Origin of the sequence: Agrobacterium sp. CNPSo 3708, assembly GCF_028674915.1 — a bacterium.
Lineage (GTDB): Bacteria > Pseudomonadota > Alphaproteobacteria > Rhizobiales > Rhizobiaceae > Agrobacterium > Agrobacterium cavarae.
The window spans coordinates 1-454 of record NZ_JAQZSF010000022.1; the positions used below are offsets into that span (position 1 = coordinate 1).

Here is a 454-nt window from a genome sequence, read left to right on the forward strand (position 1 = left end):
AGCACTGAACAAGGCGCAGATCGCCGTGATGTCTACGTCGCAGCTGAACGCTCTGTCTTCCGATGCGCTCAACACCTTCTCCAGCGATGAAGTCAAGGCTATCAGCGTCCAGGCACTGGCTGGCATCACCGTCAGCAAGTTGACCACCGGCAACATCGCAAACCTGAGCGCGACACAGGCAGCAGCCCTGACCACGACGCAGTTCGCAGCAATGACGACCAGCCAGATCGATGCGCTGAACTCCACCCAGATCGCCGCACTAAGCTCTGCCCAACTGGCAACGCTTGACAGCGCAGAACTCGCTCTCTTCTCCACTGGAGAGGTTGCATCACTCAGCACCAAGGCTATCTCAGGCCTTTCTGCAGCGGCTCTGACAAACTTGAGCAGCACAAGTGCGGCAGCACTGAACAAGGCGCAGATCGCCGTGATGTCTACGTCGCAGCTGAACGCTCTG

The 454-nt window shown here is 58.4% G+C and carries 1 pseudogene; it reads left to right on the forward strand.

Features of this window, described 5'->3' with window-relative positions:
• Positions 1-454 (forward strand): annotated as a pseudogene (locus PVA19_RS22305) (ice nucleation-like protein); the annotation flags it as partial.